We start from the raw sequence: 21,087 nt of genomic DNA, 5'->3' as shown, positions 1-21,087 counted from the left end.
AGTCCACGCCTATTGATCTTTTTTCATCAGCATCAATTCAATAAATAACTCACATCGCTGGCTAAAATGACTTAAATCAATAGACGTCATTTCAAAAATTTGTTTCATTCGATAGTTTAGTGTATTTTGATGAATAAACAACTGCTCTGCAGCTGGTTTCAACTTGCAATTATTCAATAAGTAGACCTCTAAGGTTTTTAAAAATGATGTTTGGCTGTCACGGTCTTTTTCCTTTAGGCGCAACAAATCTGGATTAAAATCGTTTTTCTTTTTTTGGTGACTGTAAATAGAATCTAAAAACCGGAAGACCCCCAAATGCTCGTAATCGTATGGAATCAATTCCTGCCCCCCGACAATCTTCACTGCTTTCACGACTTCTATCGCTTCAAATCGACTTGTGCTCATTTTCATGACATCTCGATATTCTCTTCCCATCCCAATATATAAAGGAGATGGGTGTGTATGCGTTTTCGATTGAAGATGGGCGACGACATCCGCAGCGGTCGCTTTTGGTGAGTGTCGATCTGACAAACTGCCTAATATCACGACGATGTCTGCTTGCACAGAGTAGACGTGATTGACCTTGTCTTCTAGCTGTAAATAGGTTCTAATCACATCCTTCACATCTTCTGCCGTCTCACTTTTATTATCGGCGGCATGAACAACCATCACAGTAAAGACAGCTGGCAGTGGAATGCTTAAATTCTCAGCTTCCCATTTCAGCTCTTCTTCTGTATAAAAATGATCATCCATGACCTTTTTGAAGAACTCTTCAATCTTGCCTTCCTTTTTCTCCAACTGTTTCTTATTTTTATAAATGACTTTTCCAACCTGAAACGATGCCTCGTGTAAAAATTGCAGCTCCTCTTGAGAGAGAGAATCTTCAATGTCCTGCACCCAAATAAAGCCGACAACCTCTTGTTTGTGCTTGGCGCTTACAGCCACCCGGCGATTAAATCCGAGCTCCTCATGACCATTCACATAAAAAGGATTTGAATTTGTGCGCAGCTGCTCAATGACACCTGTTTTTTTTAACCAATCCACCACAGCCCCTGGACATTCCTTTGAGAAAATCGTTTGCTGATTGACTGGGTCAAACTGCTGGATGCTGTAAGAATTATAAGCAAGCAGCTGACATTCCGTACTTTCTAAAATGACTGGTTTTTTTAAATAACCACTAATAAATGCAATTAATTTATCGACATCAAAACATGTATGAAGCTTTTCTAATATCTCTTCCATCCCGATTGCTCCCTGATTAAGTGATACATTTATCATACTTCTTTCCAGTCAGATTTGTATAGAAACAAGTCGTAGACAGGTAAAAAAAGCATGAACCCGCCTTCACGAGTTCATGCTTTTCCATATTAAAACATTTCGCTGATCGTTTTGGCCTGCATGTGCAGAGCAAGGTAATCTGGACCGCCTGCTTTTGAATCAGTTCCTGACATTTTAAAGCCGCCAAATGGGTGGTATCCCACAATAGCTCCCGTACAGTTACGGTTAAAATAAAGGTTACCGACATGGAACTCCTGCTTCGCACGGTTGATGTGATCACGATTATTTGTAATGACCGCACCGGTTAACCCGTATTCCGTGTTGTTGGCTACTTCAAGCGCCTCATCAAAGCTTGAGACTTTTGAGAAAGCAAGGACAGGTCCAAAGATTTCTTCTTGCATTAAACGAGATGTTGGCTCTAGATCTGCAAACACGGTTGGATGAATGAAGTACCCTTCTGAATCATCACTTGTTCCGCCAGTGACTAGGCGGCCTTCTTGCTTGCCAATCTCGATATATTCCGTGATCTTGTCAAAGGAAGCTTGATCAATGACAGGTCCCATGTAAACATCGGCTGATAACGGATTCGCTGTTGTTTTCGTTTCTGTGATTTCCTTCACTCGCTCAACGACTTGGTCATACAGCTTCTCGTGGACGACAGCACGAGAGCCAGCTGAACATTTTTGACCTGAGAATCCGAAGGCTGATGTGAAAATGGCATTAGCGGCTAATTCGACATCTGCATCCTCATCTACAACCACAGTATCTTTACCGCCCATTTCAGCAATGACACGCTTTAAATGCTGTTGTCCTGGCTGTACTTTTGCCGCACGTTCAAAAATACGTGTTCCCACTTCTCTTGATCCAGTGAATGTAATAAGGCTTGTTTTCGGATGATCTACTAAGTAATCTCCTACTTCTGCTCCGCTACCTGGCGCGAAGTTGACAACACCTTTTGGAAGACCTGCTTGCTCCAGTTCTTCTACAAAGCGGGCAGCAATGACAGGCGTCGCACTTGCTGGCTTTAATACGACTGTATTGCCTGTGACGATTGGCGCTACGGTCGTTCCTGCCATGATCGCAAACAAGAAGTTCCACGGCGGAATGACAAGCGTCACGCCAGTTGGTGTGTACACATATTGATTGCGTTCTCCTTCACGGCTGTTCACTGGTTTACCCTTCGCAAGCTCTAGCATTTGACGTGCATAATACTCTAGGAAGTCAATGGCTTCTGCTGTATCTGCATCCGCTTCATTCCAAGGCTTCCCTGCTTCTTTTACGAGAAGAGCTGAATACTCATGCTTTTTACGGCGAATGCTTGCCGCAGCGCGGAAGATAACGCCCGCTCTTTCTTCTGGAGACGTATAGCGCCATGTTTCAAACGCTTTTGCCGCCGCTTGAATGGCTTGTTCTGCCTCTTCTTTTCCAGCCTTTGATACGGTTCCAACCACTTCTTCCTTGTTCGCCGGATTGATCGAGACAATCTTGTCTGTTGTTTCGATTCTTTCTCCATTAATCACAAGCGGATAGGTTTGCCCAAGCGATTCTGTTACTTTGGCTAATGCTTGTTCAAACGCTTGGCGATTTTCTTCCTGGCTAAAATCCGTGAATGGTTCATGCTTGTAAGGTGTTGTCATCTTTGTCACGCTCCCGTTTCAAATTATTTTCTCGTCATCCCTTTTAAAGCAAAGGCAATGTTTGCCGGCCGTTCTGCAAGACGTCTCATGTAGTAGCCATACCACTCTCGTCCATACGGGGTGTAGACCCTCATTTGATAGCCTTCCTTCACAAGTGCCTGCTGCGTTTCTGCTCTCATGCCATACAGCATTTGAAATTCAAACTGACTTGTCGGTATATTGTGTTTTTTCACAATATGTTTCGTAAATTCGATCATTTGATCGTCATGTGTCGCAATGGCTGTATAATTCCCTGAGAGTAACTGCTTTTCGATCAGCTTCTTGTAATTCTGATCGACGTCTTTTTTGTTTGGATACGCCACTTCGGCGGATTCCTTATAGGCACCCTTTACAAGTCTTAAAAATGGCTGCAACTCATTTAGGTCATCAAGATCTTGTTCTGTTCTGTACAAATACGCCTGCAAAACCGTACTGACATACTCATATTGAGATTTCATTTCTTTAAAAATGTCCAGCGTTTTTTGACAGCGCTGTTCATCCTCCATATCAATTGTCACCATAATACGGTGTTTCTCTGCCGTATCTAAAATGCTTTTCATATTGCGATACACAAGGTCATCGTCAATATCTAAGCCAAGCGATGTCATTTTAAGTGACACGTGGGAATTGAGTCCCGCCTCTGCAATTCGCTGAATGGTTTGAATACACTCATTCGTCCGCTCATTTGCAATCTCTGCCTTTGTGACAAACTCACCGAGGTGATCAACCGTTACGGCCATACCTTGATCGTTTAATCGTTTGATGACAGGGATAGCGCTCTCAAAATCCTTCCCACCGATGATTTTCTTTGATGCAACAGCACTTCCCCAATTACGAGCAATATGGTTCAAGAGACTGCTCTTTGACAAAAACAAGAAGAAATTTCTTGTGACCGACTCCATAAAGGGCACCTCCCACTCTTTGTAAGCTATGTCTTTATTGTAAGGCTCATGAGCTGTCCGCTACAATATTTGAAGATGACAAAAATTCTGACTTTTTTTGTGGTTTTATCACAATAAGAGATAAAAAAAGAGTCTGCCGCTATCCGGCTGACTCTCCCCTCCTACGCCCACACCTCATCAAGGGTAGACTGCAAAAGCTCATTTAATTCTTGCATCAGATTGTCTTTCGGCTGATTGTAGCTTTTCACCAATTCATCAAAACGCGCCAGCTCTTGATCAATAAATGGATGGACATGAGCGAGACGGTTCTCTACATCCATTTCTTCTCCGTCCATTTTACGTTTGAGCAGTTCGTGAATTTCTGCTAACAGCGGGCCTTCCTCCACTAGCTCCTTCAGCAGTTCATGAAAGTCCATGGGTGGAACCGTCCGGTAGCGTTCAATCCACTGGCAGGCAAGCAGTGGACGGAGCACATAGAAATACTTCTTGATTCGCACCTGCTCTCCTCGTAAATGCCGGCTTTCATTCCGCTTCGCCATATTGAGGTAATGATACATCAATGCCGCAGGATAAAATGCTCGATCCTTTAATTCTCTCAGCTGCTTGGCTAGAGAGAATGATTCAGCATAAATAATGTCAGAAGACAGCCATTCCATAATGGATGGATTCGATTTATTGAATAAGCGAAGTGCCTTTCTAAGCTCCCAGCCGCTGATATCAAGCATGTCATCAATCGGTCGTTCTATAACATCTCGATGTTCTTCCATCGCCCAGTACCATTCCTTCCGGGGAACGTATAAAAATCGAACATCATAATCGCTATCCGTCGAGGGAAAACCCCATGCCCTGCTGCCTGATTCGACGGCAAGACAAATCTTGACGTCATACGTTTCTTCGATGATTTTTAGCTCTTCCTTCATTCTCTCTCTCAAGTGTCCATCAACTCTTTCTATAGAATTCTGCATGACTTCTTCACCTTTTGGGAAAATACGAATAAGACATATATGAAAAAGGAGTTGGACCTCATGTCTATATCTCGCATCATGAAATGGATTACTGGAATTTTTGAAGCCTGCCTTGCCATCCCCGTCATTGGGGGTCTATTTGTCATCAGCAATGGCTATTCACCGCTCATGGTCATGCTTATTCTGCATATTATCACACTCGTCTTATCGAAGCGAGACCAAGGACCAATGATTGGAAGTATTATCGGCATTGTGACATCCTGCCTTGCCTGGATTCCGATTCTCGGATTCATCCTTCACATCATCACAGCCCTTGCCCTGATCGTTACAGCATTAGTGCCTGATGAAAAAACAAGACAGAACACCAGTTATTAAGCTGACCAATCCAATAGCTGAAAAAAGACAAAGAGCTAAAATGAATGTCATTTTAGCTCTTTGTCATGCTCTTATGTTGATAGAAGCAAATGCTTTTGTAAAAAGGACAGCTTCTCTGTTTGAAAAGCAGGAATAAACTCGTGCCCAAAATATCGGTACACTTTCAGCTCTTTATCTGTTTCTAAATGATTGTATGCCGCAAACACGGTGGATGGCGGTGTCACTTGATCAATCAGACCGATCGCCATCAATGTTGGCTGTTTCACCCAGCCGGCTAAATTGATTAAATCAAAGTAACTTAATGTCTCAAATACCTTTTCTTCAGCTTCAGGATCACTGTTTCTGCGAAAGTATGAATTGATTTCTAAATAAGGCTGCTCCAAGGCAACATCAACTGCACGCTCAAAATTTGATAAGTAAGGATAGTCTGCCACAACGACTTTTGGAATGTCTGAAAGGGCTGCCGCCGCAATCGCTAATGCACCCCCCTGACTTCCACCGATCACGCCGATACGGTGTTCATCTACTTCGGGGAAAGACTGAATGACTTCGAGTGCACGAACAGCATCTAGATAAACACCTCGATAATAGTACGTATCCTTCGATAAAATGCCTTTTGTCATCCACCCTAATGCATGCCCGCCTGGCGTCACTGATGTGTCTTCACTGCCACCTTGACCACGGACAAGCATTCCAAACGTCGCATAGCCATGCAGCGCCCAATTCACAATATCATGAATACCGCCGTCATAGCTTCCGTTATAGCCATGAAATCGAACAAGAGCAGGATGCGAACCTGTTTGATCAGGTACGGCATACCAGCCTTCAATACGCGATTGCCCAAAGCTCTGATACGTCAGGCGGTATACGTTGACCCCTTTCACTGGATAATCAAAAGGTTCTAATGTTGGTTTGGCCTTCACTTGATTCAGTTCTTCCAGAGATGTTTTCCAAAAGTGAGAAAAATCAGGACGTGCTGTTTTTTTGGGTTTATATTCTTTTAGATCTTCTAGTGGTAAATCGAACAATTGCATATCCTACTATTCCCCTTTGTTTTGTTAATTATATGTATCATATCATTGATTTCTCGACTAAGAAAGTCATTTAACAAAACCTTCTGACATTTCTATTGGCAAAGATGACTGAAAGCTTTATGATAAAGAAACTGGCTTGAAGACTAGATGCTTCAGGCAATATCACCGAACCATTCATTGCATGAAACGAATAAAGGAGGACGACCGACATGAACATCGCCCTGATTCAAATGGACGTACAAATAGGAGAACCTGATGTAAACTTTCAGAAAGCAGAAGCATTTTTAGAAGAAGCCATCCGCCAACAGCCTGATTTGATTATTCTACCTGAAATGTGGAATACCGGCTATGCGTTGGAACAAGCGGATGAGCTTGCCGATGCAGATGGTGAGCGGACAAAACAACTCTTCTCTTCCTTTGCTCGTAAACACAAAGTGTATCTCATCGCAGGGAGTGTCTTGAATAAGCGGACAACAAATGAAGATATCACCAACACGATGTATGTGTTTAACCGTCAAGGTGAGCTTTTGTTAGATTATGATAAAATTCATTTATTTCGCTTAATGGATGAGCACAACTATTTAACCGCTGGCCATCAGCTTGGTTTATTTAATTATGATGAAGATGTCAAGATTGGCACCATGATCTGCTATGACCTCCGCTTCCCGCAGCTATCAAGAACGCTCGTGAACAAAGGAGCGAAGGTACTTGTCAATACCGCTCAATGGCCGTCAGCAAGAGTAGACCATTGGCGAAGTCTGCTCATCGCAAGAGCCATTGAGAACCAGTCATTTGTGATTGCGGTGAACCGGACGGGCACAAGCAGAGACACTGAATTCCCTGGTCACTCCATGGTGATTGACCCGCTCGGACGCATTCTGCTTGAGACAAATGATGAAGAAGACATTTATTATGCAGACATTGATCTTCAGCTCGTAGATGAAGTGAGACAACAAATCCCCGTCATGACAGATCAGCGTCTAGATTTATATTAGAAAGCAGGGGGCTCCCCTGCTTTTTGCGTTTGATTAAACGTTTGTTTAAGCTTTTCCTTTATTCTGTTGAAGGTCCATGAAGACTTGAGCGGCTTTCGTTAAATATCTTTCTTCCACATATGCAAACACAAGAGTACGGGTTGGGCGTGAATCAATGTGTAAATAAGTGACTGCTTTCCTTTCCTCTTGTGCCACCATTTTCGGCACCACCGTCACACCTAGCTCATTTTCAACCAATGCCTGAGCTGTTTGAATATGACTTGTTTCAAATGCAATACTCGGCCGAAAGCCATGATGACGGCACAATTCCGTGACCACTTGCCGAAAGCCATATCCCTCTTTCAGCATAATAAATGGGGCATCTTCCAGAAGATGAAACGGGACAGACCCTTCTTGATCCGCTTGATTGATGATTTCATTCAGTTCATCCGTCAACCACGGTTGAGCCGTTTGCGGAATGGCGAGGAGAAGCGGCTCTGTCAGCATTTGTTTTGTTTTCAATGATTCATGCTCGACAGGTAGAGAAAGAATCGCCAGATCCAGTTTCCCAGCGAGTAAACGTCTTTCTAGCTCACGAGGCGATTCTTCTATCAAATGAACGTGAACGTGCGGATACGTTTGACAATAGGTTTTTAATAAACTTGGCAGGACATATCCCCCTGTGACAGCTGGCGCACCGATCATCAGTTCTTTCCCCACCTCATAAGCAGCTTCCCCCATCTCACGCAACAAATCATCTCGTTCCTTCAAAATGGTTTCTGCTCTTTTAATCAATCGGTTTCCCTGAGGTGTAGGAGTGACTTGTCCATACTTCCGAATAAACAGAGGGGTATCTAATTCCTCCTCAAGTTTTTTAATTTGCTGACTTAACGAGGGCTGTGCAATGTGAAGTTTTTCCGCTGCTTTTGTAAAGCTTTGCTGCCGGTACACTTCCATGACATATTCCATCATTCGTATATCCACTTCTCTCACCTCATAGGTTTTAACTATTCATATCATATCTTTTATGTCTTAGACAAATCACGGGAAGAACCCTACGATAAAGAAACAACAAAAAGGGGGTAAAGGAATGAATCCATATTCAAAAGCCGAGAAACAATTCTCACAAAATGCAGAGAACTACCGAGATTCACCCATCTTTGCAGCTGGAAAAGAACTTGAATGGATGAAAACGGCGGCGAAGGCAAAGGGCGATGAGCATCTACTTGATATCGGCTGCGCGGCAGGTCATACCGTTTTTTCCTTTTCAGACGTCATCTCTAAAGGAATCGGGATTGATGTCACACACAAAATGATCGAGGTTGCTACAGCACTTGCAAAAGAGCGCCAGCTGAACCACATTACGTTTGAGCAGGCATCCGCAGACGCATTGCCCTTCTCTGATGCATCATTTGATCTGGTCACATGCCGATTTGCTGCTCATCACTTCCCACATCTCCCGGCAGCCATGTCTGAAATCAGCCGAGTCTTAAAGAAAGGCGGCAAATTTCTGCTAGTCGATCATTATGCACCTGAAAACCAAGCACAGGATGACTTTATTAATCATTTAAATAGACTGAGAGATCCTTCCCATGTGCGAGAAAGCTCGTTATCAGAATGGAAAGAGCTTTTCGCTGACAACCATCTGATGAAAGAAGATATTCGTTACTGGGATCTGCATATTGAATATCAGGACTGGATTATACGTGGACGTACGCCAGAGAATGTTCAAAAGGAGATCGTTGCCCACCTTCATGCTGCAGACGATGAAACGAAACAGCTGTTTCAACTGCAATTCGACGAACATCGTCAGCCAACATCCTTTTGCCTAAAAGCCGCACTGCTTCAAGGGATCAAACATTAAACTGATCGAAAAAGTCTACCCTAGCCGGTAGACTTTTATATTTTGATTCTACATTTACACTATCTGATAGATATTACTTTTCATGTTCATGACAAGGAGTGCTGATAATGTTTCTATTATAAGATAATTGAACTGAGGTAGGTTAGGCTTTTTCAAAAGTGTACGTAAATCCTCTGAATAAAAAAAGAACCTACCCTCTTTAGAATAAGTTCTTCACTGCATGCATCACTTACGGTGCAATATCCTCTAATACTTTCTCTCTCGTTTCGATCATTTTAAAAGCAAGAATTGCTCCCACTACAGTCACACTTGCAAAAAGAATAAAAATAGTTGAAACACCGCTCACCTCTAAAATAAAACCTATCATAATAGGAGCGATCGCTGAGGCCAGCCTAAGCCACGCTGTAGCAAATGCCGTACCAATTACCCTCATACGGGTTGGATAGATTTCAGGTGTATATAAATAGAGAAGAACTGTAATTGTCCCCATCATTCCGTAGGCAGCGGACCCTAAATAAATAACGCTTTCTGGAGAATTTGCTCCGCTGATCCATAAAGCCGTTAATAAAGCACCTGTTACGATAAATGCAATGGTTGCCCAGCGCTTCCGTCCTACTTTATCGATTAAAAATGCACAAGCGAATACCCCTATGGTCTGTAAAATATTTGTGAGAGAGGCTGCCCTTAATGAATCTCCAACTGGCAAATTGTAAACCGTATTATAAAGACTCGGTAACCAATTATTTAATCCATTCGATACAAAGTAGGCAGAAAACCATAGTCCCCATACGATCAATGTTCTTTTACGATAAAAAGTAGAAAAGAGCTCTTTCCAGTCGCCTTTTTCAGTGCTGTTGGATACTTGATTTGCAACAGGCATTCGTTTGTCCGTACTAGCTTCAATCTCTTCAATGATTCTTTCGGCTTCATCTAACCTGCCTTTTGAAATAAGCCATCTTGGAGATTCACGCAACATGAAAAAGAAGACAAAGACGATCAAACCGCCAATTCCACCAATCAAGAACATCCATTTCCACCCAAAGCTAGGTACAACAAATGCACCAATTTGAGCTGAGATCATTAATCCTAATGGAAAAATCATCTCATAAAGCATAAAAAATCTCCCTCTCCCTTGGGCCCGAGACAACTCATTGATATATGAGGCCGCTACTGGCACTTCTCCTCCTACTCCAATCCCCTGTATAAAACGAAAAATAAAAAGGGCCATAAAGTTACCTGAAAATACACATGCGATACTCATAATAGACATGAGAAATACAGTCCACTTTGCACTAAATACACGGCCACGTCTTTCTGCTAACCATCCAAAGAAAATAGCACCAATCGCTTGTCCGATATAACCAGACCCAATAAGAAGACCAATTTGAGCAGGTGATAAATTCCACATGCCGATGAGAACTGGGAGAACAAACGCTAAAGATAGCGCATCAAAAGCATCAAAAAAGGTAGCAGATCCCATAATGATACGAGGTTTTAAATGCCATCTCGAAAAAGGTACACTTTCCATCCTAGTCAATAGTTGTGAAGCTCTATCAACAACTTGCTCATCATGAGAATTTGAATTTCCGCTGAGTTCTAACGTCATGGTATCTCCTCCTTAATAGAGGAAATGATGCAAAAGTACATGCTGATGAGCACAAAAGAAATCGCTTACATTTTAAATGAAGAGAAATTCTAAAGCGATCATACGAGTTTTCAGCATCTATCATTTCTTTTTTGGCGTTCCCGTGGTGCCACGATCTACATAGTACATCGGAAAGATATGTTCCATCTTCTCTAACTGTTCTCCTTCTACTAACTGCATTAGTAAAGAAACCGCTTTTCTTCCCATTCCAACTAAATCAACATGAACAGAAGATAAAGAAGGGGTTAGAAAACTTCCAATGGGCACATCATCAGCACCAACGACAGACAAATCATGAGGTATTGACACATTTGCGATATCTGCCGCTTTCATGACCCCTATCGCCAAAAAATCTGAAGAGCAAACAACTCCAGTCATGTGCTGGTTTCCTTGGAGAAATTGAGAAACCACTTCTACTACTTTTCCCCCATCAAATTCATCTAACTCAAACACAAGCTCTTTGTTCATTGTTAATCCTAAACTTTTCAGAGTACGCTCATACCCCTTATAATACCTCACACTATGCATCGAACTCATTGGACCATTGACCAGTCCAATGGTTCGATGACCTTTATCAAATAAGGCCGTTACAGATTGGCACACACCTTCTTCATCATCAGGCCTGACACATGGAAATGGAGAATCCTCTAAGTAACTTCCGACAACGATAATGGGAATAGCCAAACTTTTTAACCAATCCATGCTCAATTCTTCATTTCTTGGAGAAAATAAAATAGCACCATCTACAGCTTGCGTTTCAAGTAATCGCTGCTGCTGTACAGATGTAAATGACATCAACATATTGAATTCAGTCTCATCTAATTCCTTCGCTATCCCATCTAAAATCGTCGAAAAAAATGGATTATTCAAAATATATGAACCACGAGGAACCACGACAGCAATATTGCCAGTCTTTCTTTTAACGAGCCCTCTAGCTCCTAAATTAGGACGATAGCCTAATTCATCAATCACTTGTTTGATTCTTTCAGCCGTTTGAGCACCTACTCCTGGTTTGCCACTTAATACTCGGGAAACAGAGGCGATAGATACTCCAGCTTTCAATGCGACATCTTTAATACTTACTGACACATTTCATACCTCCGGGAGTCTGTTGTTTTATACTCTATTATAACCTGACTCACCTTCATCATGAAATCAATGGTCTGTTATTTACTAACGTTTTCCTTAAGTAAACCAACACTTTGAAGGCCCTGACGAATCTCTTCTTTTTCCTTATGAGTTAAAGGTAATACTGGTTTCCTCGCAAGCGAACTGCTGATCAAACCTCGCTGGAACATCGCTTCCTTCATTCGCAGATGAGAGGTAGAGGAAGGTTCATCCATTTTATACACAGCATGCTTTAATTCAAAGATTCTATCGTACACTTTATTAGCCGCTACAAGGTCTTGTTCTTCCACACATTTCACAAGCTCAGCAATCAAATCTGGTACAAAACAGCCGAAACCTACAAGCGCCCCATCAATTCCTTGAACTAATGTTGGCAATAAATATTCATCGTGACATGTGAGCAACGATACATCTGGTGCATGCTTTTTCAGTGCGCGCACATCGACTTCATATTGCGCCATGTCTCTTTGACCGATTTTAAATGAGACAACGTTTGGAATCTCCGACATTTCTAATAATTGACTGGTTGTATAAGAGGTTTTTGTCCATGTTGGATATTGATGGACGATGATTGAAATGTCAATTGCTTCTGCAACATCTTTAAAGAATTGGACAGGTGACTCAGGCTGCATACCGAATCTCAGCCATGAATGTGGCGGCATAAGAAGAATACCTTCTCCGCCAGCTTCCTCCACTGCTTTTGCATGCTGAATCGCTTCAATTGTCCCTTCAGCAGAAACCCCAGAAATGACAGGAATTTCTCCCTTTAATTCGTCGGCTGCAATACGCACAGCTTCAGCTCGTTCATGTGGCAGCAAAGTCATAATCTCGCCAGTATGTCCATTGACAACGATCCCATTAATCCCTTCGTGCTCCGCCACCCAGCGAACAAGCTTACGAAAAGCAGGTTCATCAATTGAATAGTCATCTTTAAAAGGAATTAAGACTGCCGGGAATACACCGCTCCATTTTTCTTTATTTTTCATCAACAAATTCCTCCCCATCCGTTATAGTAAACGTTTACGGTAAGCGTTTACGTTAATAATCATAGAATGATCTAACCGAAAGTGTCAACAATATTTTTAAAAATTATAATAATTCAAAAAACTATTATTATAAAGGATGCATACATTTTGATATAATGACGAAGGAAAAAACATCTTTTACTTCTTTTTTTCATCCATCATCCAACTTAGACTGTCATTTCTTTGACTACTCCTGATCTAATAGAAAAAGTCTACCCCCTTAGGATAGACTTTTTATTTCGAATATAAATCCCAGCCAAGCTTGAGTGTGTCGACAATATAATTGGCGACTTCTTCAGCTTCTAGATGATCTGTTTCCACTCTTGAGTTATGAAGGGAATAAATTTCCCGGCGCTCTTCAAACAGCTCTTTCATCTCGTCAAGCGTTCGGTTATGAAGAACAGGACGGTTTTCAATTAAAATATCCAGACGCTGCTTCCAATTCTCCCAAGATAGGTCAAGGAAAAGAACCGTACAATGCTTTAAGCAAGATCGTTTGATTTCTTCCTGTTTAAACGCACCGCCTCCAAGAGACACGATCTTTAGCTGCGTATGTTCACATAAATCGACGATATAATCCTTTTCAGCCTGTCTGAAGAAAGCTTCTCCTTTTTGCTGAAACATTTCTGGAATCGTCATGTTGTACTTTTTCTCAATCTCCTGATCAACATCAATAAAATCTCTATATAACTTTTTGGCAACTAGCTGCCCAATGGTTGTTTTCCCAACACCCATAAAGCCAATGAGGACAATATTTCGTTGTCTCACAGGAATCTCTCTATTGTTTTTCATGTTCGTGACACGTCCTCCTTACGACAAGGAATGCTACATAATGTTTCTATTATATGATAAATGGACTGAGAAAAGATAGGCATTCTTAAAAATTGTGTTTGACGACGTAACCGAGCTGTTCGGAGAGCTTCTTGGCATGTTTTTTCACTTTTTGCTGCAGCTGAGGGATGACATCCTCAGTAAATCGCTGGGTCGGTCCAGATATGGATAAACACGCCTGCACCTCCCCATGAATGTTAAAGATTGGTGCCGCTACTGCCGCCGATCCGACTTCCCGTTCATCAATACTGCAAGCCGTATACGTTTCAAGAATACGACGACATTCTTTTTGCCATTCCTCCATCGTCATGTGATCAGCCTCATTTGCGATAACTTGCTGTTGAAACTCTTCGCTTTGGAAAGCAAGCAGCACCTTTCCACCAGCACCAGCGTATAACGGCAGCTTCTCACCGATTTTCACAAGATGCCGAATCGATTGCAGCCCTTCGGCTTGTTCAATACATACCCTGCTTTTTTGATCCAGCACATACAGGTTGACGGTTTCCTTTGTTTCATCACGAAGTGTGTACATGAGCGGTTTTGCCAGTTCCCTCAATTTGATGGACTTCCCAGCAATATAACCGAGAAGATAAAGTCTTTGACCGAGCCGGTACTTCATTGTCTCTTGGTTCTTTTCCACAAAATGATTCATTTCAAGTGCCTTGAGCAGTCTCGTTGTGGTAGACATTGCTAAGTTCATCTCTTTTGAAATGTCCGTTAGCGTCAGCTCTTGACGTTCTTCGCTAAAGCAAGAAAGAATATCCAAAGCTCGCTGAACGGTACGCAATCCTGATTCTTCTTTTGACTTCTTATCAGCCATGTTCACTTTCTCCTTTTCCCCTTTGATTTCTTATCGACATGATTGACCAATTTTGCTATAATCCATTTTAAATGTTCCATTAAAGGAAAACAAATTCCACTAGACGGAATAAAATATATAGATGTTTTTTGATGGAGGAGATACCATGATCTACCTGCTCATTTTCACACTTCTTATTAGCTTATACATCGTTCATCAACTATTCCCTGCTCCCATTCTCTCCTATTTGGTTGGTCTGCTGGCGGCTGCTTCGCTCACCATTTCCTTTAAGAAGGCCAATGGACTTTATTTGAAAACGGGTGCTATGTTTCTCTTGATTGGATTAGTGTTATTTTTCTGGTCTGAACAGCCTTTGCATACGTTTTTTCTTCATTTCCATTCCATGCTAGGCTTGCTTTCTTTATTTTTCATGCTGCCTTTTATTCATTCTCTCATACATGTTGGACATTTCGATACTCAATTAAATAAACTGCTTACCTTACATACAACGAGTACAAATCAGCTTTATCGGAAGAGTTCATTTGTCACTCATGTTCTTGGCATGTTTTTAAATATCGCAACGATTCCCTTATTATATACATCCTTGAAACCGTCGCTGAGCGCCCTTCAGGAACAAGTCAAGCAGCACCTTTATACACGCAACCTTTTAAGGTCATATGCGCTATGTCTTAGCTGGAGTCCTGTCGAAGTACTGGTGAGTGTCACGATTGATGCAACCAAATTGAAATATTATCAGATTGCACCCGTTACCTTTTGTTTAATGGTGCTTGTGCTGTTGACGGATTGGTTGCTGTTTTCTCGTCAAAGCAAACGATTGCCGCATATCATCCAGCCGGCGGAAGCTCACTCCAACCCTCATCGCATCAAGAGAAAAACCCTTCAGCTTGCTTTCATGCTGCTCAGTTTTATGACAGTCGTTTCGCTTGTTGACGCCTGGGTTGGGAAAGGTTATCTGTTCGCTGTTGTGCTGACGATTATTCCTTTCGCTCTATTATTCTCGTCTATCATCAAAAAACGAAAACAATATGTGGCCGTCTCTATTCCTCATTGGAAAGAACGAACCCGTCAGCTCTCCAATTATATGTGTCTGTTTTTAAGCGCTGGCTTCTTTGTCGATATGCTGCTTGCCACAAACAGCCTCCAGCCGATTCAAGCATTTATCGTCAGTATATCAAATCATGCCATTTGGGTTTATTGTGTCATTGGGCTGTATTTTCTCATCACCGCTCTTTGCGGTTTTCATCCGCTCGTTTCGCTTGCTCTCTTAGTGAGCTTGATGGCACCTGTCATTCATGAACTGCCGGCCCTTCCCATCGCCATCATGCTCATTATCGCTGGAACCTCAACGGTCATGTTTAGCCCATATAATGTATCTGTCTCCCTATTAGCCGATTTGATGAAGGTCAACCCTTACCGAATCACTCGATGGAATATCTGGTTTGCTGGTTTTTATATCAGCATGGGTATCGCATGTGCAACGATCATCACCGTCATCTTTTATTCATAGAAAAAGAGAACCCGATGAGTTCTCTTTCAAAATTGTTGACAAAGGGCTAAAATGAATTTTATTTTAGCCCTTTGTCTTCTTTTCAGTGCGATAGAAAACCTTTGCAGCCCTAGGAAGGACGAGTACCGGCGCGGAGCGAATTTCACATTCGTGAGCACCGGCACGCAGGACTGACACCGAATGCGAGGGTTTGTCTACACGCTGAAAGAGAACCCGATGAGTTCTCTTTTTCTAGCCCTCTATTATTTTAATTGAATCCGTTCAATCTTACCTACAATAAAGATATACGACAACGCCCCTCCTAATGCCACTAGGCTGACGAATAAAATACCGCCGTTGTAAGAGCCTGTCGCCGATACAATGAAGCCGATAATCAGCGGGGTGATGATGCCGGATAAGTTAGCAAAAAAGTTAAATACACCGCCAGCCAGACCGACCATTTCTCTTGGTGCCACCTCAGACAGCATGGTCCAAGAAATATTAGACAGTCCCTGTGCAAAGGAAGCGATGGATAAAATGGTCAGCACAAGCGGAATATTCGTTGTAAAATTCGCTAAAACAATGGTACTTGTCAGAAGCAAGCCGACCACAACCGGCAGCTTTCTCGCTATATTGACCGATACACCCTTTTTAAGCAGCCAGTCAGACACATATCCTCCAAACAACACCCCAAAGAATGCAGCAATGTATGGCAGGGATGCCGCAAAACCTACTTTGAGAAAAGCCATATTTTTCGCCTCTGCTAAATAGGTCGGAAACCATGTTAAAAAGAAAAAGAGGGTAGACGCAACAGAAAATTGACCAATATAGAGTCCAATCAGTTTACGATATTTTAAAAGTGCAGCAAAGTCTGCCCATTTCAGTTTCTCCTGTGATGCCACTGTCAGTCCTTCGCCTTGACGGATCAATTCTAGCTCATCTTCATTGATCTTCGGATGCTCTTTCGGTTCGTGATAATACTTGTACCAAAAGAAAGCAAATATAATACCGAGCGCACCTGCAGTGATAAAGACGGTTCTCCAATCGAAAGTTGTCATGATCCAAAAAAGAAGAGGTGTCGCAAATGCAAGCCCCACATACTCTCCAGCGGTATAAACCCCTGTTGCAAATGCACGTTCCCGCCTTGGAAACCATGTAGTCACAATGCGATTATTCGCAGGAAATGCAGGAGATTCTGTAATTCCGATAAACAAACGGCAGCCAAATAAAAAGGCAAAGCTGTTCGCAAACGCCTGTAAACCGGTGAAAATAGACCAAGTCACAAGTGATATTCCATACGTTACCTTTGATCCAAACTTATCAAGAATAAAGCCGCCTGGAATCTGCATGGCTGTATAGGTCCAGCTAAATGCTGAAAAGATGAGGCCTAATAAGGCAGGGTTTAATTGCAATGAAGACTGAATCGCAGGTGCAACAATGGATACACTGGCTCGATCAATATAGTTAATAGCGGTAATAAAAAACAACAGAATCAAGATGCCGAAACGAGCTTTTGTTGGTTTCATATGAGCAGGCTGCAATTCGTTCCCCTTCAGTTCTGAATGCACTTTCATAACCATCCTCCTTTGTTTCCGCAGCGTGCGGATTGGCTTGAGCGTCTTAAATGACCCCTTTTTCTTCTAAAAGTTTACACTCTTCTTCTGTGAAGCCAAGCATTTTCGTTAAAATTTCATAATTATGTTCACCTAAATCAGGCGCAATATGGCGGATACTACCGGGAGTCTTTTCAAACTTCGGAATGATCCCAGGCACCTTCACTTTCCCAAGACGCGGGTGATGCACCTCGACAATATTTTCTCGTGCTTTAAATTGCGGATGCTCAAAGATATCCCGAATGCTTAAAATCGGACTCACAGGCACACCGTGTGTATCTAGAATGTCTAGGACGTCATCCCTTGTTTTGGACGCAATCCACTGCGAGACGATCGCATCCATTTCATCGTTATGCTTCAATCTGGCTGCATTCACAGAGAATTTCTCGTTCTCTAGTAAGTCTAAGCGATTCATCGCCTCTGCCAATCGATTAAAGGTCGAATCTGTACTCGTCACAAGAACCAAATAATGGCCGTCCTTTGTCTCATAGGTGCCGGCAGGGCTTGAATGACCGCTTAACCCTGGTGAACGCTCACGCACCTTCCCTAGCTTGTCATATTCAGCAACCAAAAATTCTAACATGCGGAACACAGATTCATAGAGAGCCAAATCCACCATTTGCCCTGTTCCTTCTGGATGTGTGTCACGGTAATACATCGCTGTCACAGTGGCAAACGCCACATAAATTCCTGCGATATAATCCGTAAGGGAAAAGGAAGGGCTGACTGGATGCCGATCTGGAAACCCTTGAATATATGTAAAGCCGCTAAACGCCGTCGCAGGTGTACCAAATCCCGCCTTGTCCTTAAACGGACCGGTTTGCCCATAACCCGAAACTCGAATCATAATTAAACGAGGGTTGATTTCTTTTAATACATCGTACCCAACGTCCCATTTTTCAAGTGTTCCCGGACGAAAATTTTCAATGATCACATCAACCTGCGCTGCAAGCTTTTTAAAAATGTCTTTTGCTTCTTCTTTGTGCAAATCGAGTGTAAGAGATTTCTTATTCCTTGAAAGCCCTGACCACCTCAAAGGTACACCATCTGCAAAAGGACCAACATGCCGCAGTGTATCCCCTTTTCCAGGAATCTCGACTTTAATGACCTCTGCACCGAAATCCCCTAGAAGCACCGCGCCATATGGTGCAGCAATCATCGTAGAAACATCTAATATTTTGATTCCTTCAAGCGGTGTATTCTTATTCATTGCTTGACTCCCTTTCATTCAATTGATAAAGGGCTAAAATGCTTTCTATTTTAGCCCCTTTTCTTCTTTCTCTCGTGCAAGGTTTTTTTAGTCCTTCGGAAGCTGCCCTTGCGGTGTATAGAGCCAAATCAGCCATAAAGGTTCGTCCCCTGTGTTCACATGCTGATGTGAGACACCATCTGGAATAAACATAAAGTCATTTTGTTTAAATGATTGTCTTTCTCCATCGCAAATGACTTCGCCAGACCCTTTAATCACATAATCAAATTCTTCTGAACCCGGGTGATTGTGTACTGAGCTTGCTTCGCCCGGCTCAAAAATGGTGAGACCTGCCATCATATGCTCTGACCCTACGGTATCTGGTGTTATCGTTTGAAACACTTTCCGAATCATTTTCTCTTCTGGATGATCTAAACCTAACCATAATGGATGACCGTCTTGAAATGGATTTAATACTTTAATTTTCATTGTTGATTCCTCCCTAGTAATGTTTAGTTCACACTGACATGTGAGCGTTTTGTATTTGGTGAATAAATATCATTAATGTTCCAATGTCCATCAGTAGGCACTGGATCATTTTTCATCGCTACATCAATGACACATGGCTCCTGAGAAGCGATTGCTTCAGCCAAAGCTTCTTTGAATTCAGAAGCCGCCGTAATTTTGATCCCCTTCATCCCATAACCTCTTGCAATGGCTGCAAAATCAGGCGAATAGCTTTCTCCATCTTTTCTAAAAACAGTGCCGTATGTCGTTTCATAGTGTGCCATTTGCAAGCCGGCGATCGTCCCAAACGCACTATTGTTCATCACAATCCACACGACAGGAATGTTTTCTTCCATGGCTGTTGCGAGAACAGATGGATTTTGACCGAATCCGCCGTCCCCAACAAGTGATACAACGACACGGTCAGGCTGGGCAATCTTTGCTCCAAGTGCAGCAGGAGCGCCAAATCCCATCGTCGCAAAACCACCTGGGGTTAAAATAGTTCCTGGCGTGTATACAGGAAATTGCTGTCCGACCCCATTTTTATTCCAGCCAACATCGGTTGTAATGAAAGCATCAGGCGGCAATACTTCCCGCACTTCCTGCAAAATACGCTGTGGTTTCATTGGGAAAGACTCGTCTTGAATATTCGTTAAATTGCTTTTCTGAAATTCCTCACGATATGCCGCAATGTCCTTTTTCAATTCAGGGCGATCCAGACCTTCTGGCAGCCTTTCTTTCGCCACACGATTGAGTACGGTCAGTGCCTGTTTGAGATCTGCTACCGCTCCAATTTCAACAGGATAGTTCCGGCCAATTTCATTCGGATCAATGTCAATATGAATGAGCTTAGTTGATTGGAAATTGAACGTATACTCCGATTCCCACGAACTCGCATCTGCTTCAGCAAAACGGGTGCCTAATGCCAATATATAATCCGCTTCTTTACACTGATCATTGATAAATTTCGTCCCCCAAAACCCTGTCATGCCAAGGGTCATTGGATGATCATCCGGCATCGCCCCTTTCCCCATCAAAGAATGGGCAACAGGGATACTCAAATGGTCAGAAAATGCCTTTAACTCTTTTGCTGCATCGGCTAGTAAAATGCCTCCCCCTACATATAAGAGCGGTTTGTCTGCCTGCAGCAATCGATCTAATATCCGATTCGCTGTTTGATCATCAATAGATGGTTTTTCAACGGTGTGTGTATGATGAGCGATTTGTTCAAATAACGACACATCTAAGTCTTTTGAGAACACATCCATCGGAACTGAAATCAGGACTGGCCCAGGGCGGCCGCTTTCAGCTAACTGAAACGCTTTTGATAAAATTTCTGGAAATAATTCTGGAATGTCGACTCGCCATGCTCTTTTCACAAATGGGCGATAAATTTCGTATTGAGAAGCATCGGAATGAAGATTGATTTCTTGGTGTGGGTGCTTTCCGTAGTAATGACTTGGAACATCTCCTGCAATAACAACCATTGGAATGGAATCGAGTGCGGCATTCGCTACGCCTGTTGCCGCATTGGTGAGTCCAGGACCTAAGTGACTGAGCACAACAGCCGTCTGTTTTTTCGCTCGTGCATAACCGTCTGCTGCATGCGCCGCTATCTGTTCATGTCTAACATTCACAAATTGAATACGGCTTTTTTCTAGCGCTGATAAAAAAGCAATATTCGTATGACCGCACAGACCGAAGATATGCTCAACTCCTCGATTTTCTAAATACTGAATGACCTGTGTAGATATATTCTTCTTCATGTTTCTCTC

19 protein-coding genes are annotated in these 21,087 nt (G+C 42.5%); 4 read left to right on the top strand and 15 right to left on the bottom strand.

Features of this window, described 5'->3' with window-relative positions:
• Positions 1-9: 9 nt before the first annotated feature.
• From NST57_RS01960 to NST57_RS01945, 4 genes are all read right to left on the bottom strand, one after another.
• The gene (locus NST57_RS01960; protein ID WP_341297920.1) at positions 10-1,242 is read right to left on the bottom strand and encodes a PucR family transcriptional regulator; all 1,233 of its coding nucleotides are present in this window, start codon (positions 1,240-1,242) and stop codon (positions 10-12) included.
• A gap of 125 nt (positions 1,243-1,367) precedes the next feature.
• Positions 1,368-2,915 carry an L-glutamate gamma-semialdehyde dehydrogenase gene (pruA, locus tag NST57_RS01955; RefSeq protein WP_142153887.1) on the bottom strand — a complete coding sequence of 516 codons (1,548 nt, stop codon included), beginning with the start codon at positions 2,913-2,915 and terminating at the stop codon, positions 1,368-1,370.
• A 23-nt stretch (positions 2,916-2,938) separates the two neighbouring features.
• Complete coding sequence (locus tag NST57_RS01950) at positions 2,939-3,856, bottom strand: proline dehydrogenase (RefSeq protein WP_341297919.1); 918 nt, start codon at positions 3,854-3,856, stop codon at positions 2,939-2,941.
• 161 nt (positions 3,857-4,017) lie between these two features.
• A complete protein-coding gene (locus NST57_RS01945; RefSeq protein WP_341297918.1) occupies positions 4,018-4,821 on the bottom strand; it encodes a nucleotidyltransferase domain-containing protein in 804 nt (267 codons plus the stop codon).
• A gap of 60 nt (positions 4,822-4,881) precedes the next feature.
• Here NST57_RS01945 and NST57_RS01940 point away from each other — a divergent pair, with 60 nt between their 5' ends.
• Positions 4,882-5,196 carry a hypothetical protein gene (locus NST57_RS01940; RefSeq protein WP_008342068.1) on the top strand — a complete coding sequence of 105 codons (315 nt, stop codon included), beginning with the start codon at positions 4,882-4,884 and terminating at the stop codon, positions 5,194-5,196.
• Positions 5,197-5,267: 71 nt separating this feature from the next.
• Here the strand turns inward: NST57_RS01940 and NST57_RS01935 are convergent, their stop codons facing one another.
• Positions 5,268-6,230 (bottom strand): acetylxylan esterase, encoded by a 963-nt coding sequence (locus NST57_RS01935; RefSeq protein ID WP_341297917.1) that lies wholly within the window; start codon positions 6,228-6,230, stop codon positions 5,268-5,270.
• A 209-nt stretch (positions 6,231-6,439) separates the two neighbouring features.
• Here NST57_RS01935 and NST57_RS01930 point away from each other — a divergent pair, with 209 nt between their 5' ends.
• Positions 6,440-7,225: a nitrilase-related carbon-nitrogen hydrolase gene (locus NST57_RS01930; RefSeq protein ID WP_142153881.1), complete on the top strand. Its 786-nt coding sequence runs from the start codon at positions 6,440-6,442 to the stop codon at positions 7,223-7,225.
• 45 nt (positions 7,226-7,270) lie between these two features.
• Here the strand turns inward: NST57_RS01930 and NST57_RS01925 are convergent, their stop codons facing one another.
• Complete coding sequence (locus NST57_RS01925; protein ID WP_142156139.1) at positions 7,271-8,176, bottom strand: LysR substrate-binding domain-containing protein; 906 nt, start codon at positions 8,174-8,176, stop codon at positions 7,271-7,273.
• Positions 8,177-8,294: 118 nt separating this feature from the next.
• Between NST57_RS01925 and NST57_RS01920 the strand changes: the two genes are divergently transcribed.
• Entirely contained in the window at positions 8,295-9,068 is a 774-nt protein-coding gene (locus NST57_RS01920; RefSeq protein ID WP_341297916.1) for a class I SAM-dependent methyltransferase, read from the top strand.
• 229 nt (positions 9,069-9,297) lie between these two features.
• Here NST57_RS01920 and NST57_RS01915 read toward each other — a convergent pair whose 3' ends face one another.
• The 5 genes from NST57_RS01915 to NST57_RS01895 form a co-directional block, all read right to left on the bottom strand.
• Positions 9,298-10,674, bottom strand: a complete 1,377-nt coding sequence (locus tag NST57_RS01915) for an MFS transporter (RefSeq protein WP_142153877.1) — start codon at positions 10,672-10,674, stop codon at positions 9,298-9,300.
• A 120-nt stretch (positions 10,675-10,794) separates the two neighbouring features.
• Positions 10,795-11,802 carry a LacI family DNA-binding transcriptional regulator gene (locus tag NST57_RS01910; protein ID WP_341297915.1) on the bottom strand — a complete coding sequence of 336 codons (1,008 nt, stop codon included), beginning with the start codon at positions 11,800-11,802 and terminating at the stop codon, positions 10,795-10,797.
• Positions 11,803-11,879: 77 nt separating this feature from the next.
• Entirely contained in the window at positions 11,880-12,827 is a 948-nt protein-coding gene (locus tag NST57_RS01905; RefSeq protein WP_113747515.1) for a dihydrodipicolinate synthase family protein, read from the bottom strand.
• A gap of 273 nt (positions 12,828-13,100) precedes the next feature.
• The gene (locus NST57_RS01900) at positions 13,101-13,658 is read right to left on the bottom strand and encodes a shikimate kinase (RefSeq protein WP_007498270.1); all 558 of its coding nucleotides are present in this window, start codon (positions 13,656-13,658) and stop codon (positions 13,101-13,103) included.
• 85 nt (positions 13,659-13,743) lie between these two features.
• The gene (locus NST57_RS01895) at positions 13,744-14,517 is read right to left on the bottom strand and encodes an IclR family transcriptional regulator domain-containing protein (protein ID WP_142153875.1); all 774 of its coding nucleotides are present in this window, start codon (positions 14,515-14,517) and stop codon (positions 13,744-13,746) included.
• A gap of 145 nt (positions 14,518-14,662) precedes the next feature.
• On the opposite strand from NST57_RS01895, the gene NST57_RS01890 reads away from it, so the two are divergent.
• Positions 14,663-16,024, top strand: a complete 1,362-nt coding sequence (locus tag NST57_RS01890; protein ID WP_341297914.1) for a hypothetical protein — start codon at positions 14,663-14,665, stop codon at positions 16,022-16,024.
• 242 nt (positions 16,025-16,266) lie between these two features.
• Here the strand turns inward: NST57_RS01890 and NST57_RS01885 are convergent, their stop codons facing one another.
• The 4 genes from NST57_RS01885 to NST57_RS01870 form a co-directional block, all read right to left on the bottom strand.
• Positions 16,267-17,577 carry an MFS transporter gene (locus tag NST57_RS01885; protein WP_142153871.1) on the bottom strand — a complete coding sequence of 437 codons (1,311 nt, stop codon included), beginning with the start codon at positions 17,575-17,577 and terminating at the stop codon, positions 16,267-16,269.
• Between the two features lie 46 nt (positions 17,578-17,623).
• Positions 17,624-18,826 carry a CaiB/BaiF CoA transferase family protein gene (locus NST57_RS01880; protein WP_341297913.1) on the bottom strand — a complete coding sequence of 401 codons (1,203 nt, stop codon included), beginning with the start codon at positions 18,824-18,826 and terminating at the stop codon, positions 17,624-17,626.
• An 87-nt stretch (positions 18,827-18,913) separates the two neighbouring features.
• The gene (locus NST57_RS01875; protein WP_008342095.1) at positions 18,914-19,294 is read right to left on the bottom strand and encodes a cupin domain-containing protein; all 381 of its coding nucleotides are present in this window, start codon (positions 19,292-19,294) and stop codon (positions 18,914-18,916) included.
• Positions 19,295-19,317: 23 nt separating this feature from the next.
• Positions 19,318-21,078 (bottom strand): thiamine pyrophosphate-binding protein, encoded by a 1,761-nt coding sequence (locus tag NST57_RS01870; RefSeq protein WP_341297912.1) that lies wholly within the window; start codon positions 21,076-21,078, stop codon positions 19,318-19,320.
• Positions 21,079-21,087: the final 9 nt, after the last annotated feature.

Source organism: Bacillus sp. FSL M8-0077, from assembly GCF_038050255.1.
GTDB lineage: Bacteria > Bacillota > Bacilli > Bacillales > Bacillaceae > Bacillus > Bacillus altitudinis.
This window is presented reverse-complemented; position numbering and strand designations above follow the sequence as displayed.